The sequence below is a fragment of the Colwellia sp. SU-HH00943 genome (genome assembly GCF_057546125.1).
In genome coordinates, this window is sequence record NZ_BAAJLW010000015.1 from 1 (window position 1) to 508 (window position 508).

Sequence of the window (508 nt, forward strand, 5' to 3'; positions counted from 1 at the left end):
TAACGCCTCATTAAGAGGCAAATAATTGTTGGCTAAAATAAGCGACGCAGGAGCAAAAGCCAACTGTTATTTGTCCTGCTTTAATGACTTGTTATATTTTCATTTTAAATCAATAGGTACAGTTATAGATATACCACATCCGTCTCCATAGCTAAAAATTAAGCTATGTTTTTCAATAGGATTGGCTTTAACCAGAAACCATATTTTGGTTTCACTTTCATCTTTAAAAGGTTTTAATGTGGCAAAAAAGCTAGGATTATCTTCATCACCGATAATGATGCCCGCTACATTAAACAATTGCCCTTCAATGGTTTTGGGAATTGAAACTGAAACGCTATATGTGCCTTTATTTAACTCACTATTTAATTTGAATTTACCTGCATAAGTAGCATCCCATTTAGCAGCTTGTTCCTCAGATTGAAAACAGCTAGTTGCATTGGTAAAAAATGAAAAGAAATATAAAGCTAAAAGAATTCGCATACTCGCCTGCTTTGAAAATATAACGCCC

The 508-nt window shown here is 33.9% G+C and carries 1 protein-coding gene; it reads right to left on the reverse strand.

Annotation, left to right across the window (positions count from 1 at the left end; translation table 11 throughout):
- Positions 1 to 99: 99 nt before the first annotated feature.
- On the reverse strand, positions 100 to 508 hold a 409-nt coding region (locus tag AC27GZ_RS16120), incomplete at its 5' end, for a hypothetical protein (protein WP_487096395.1).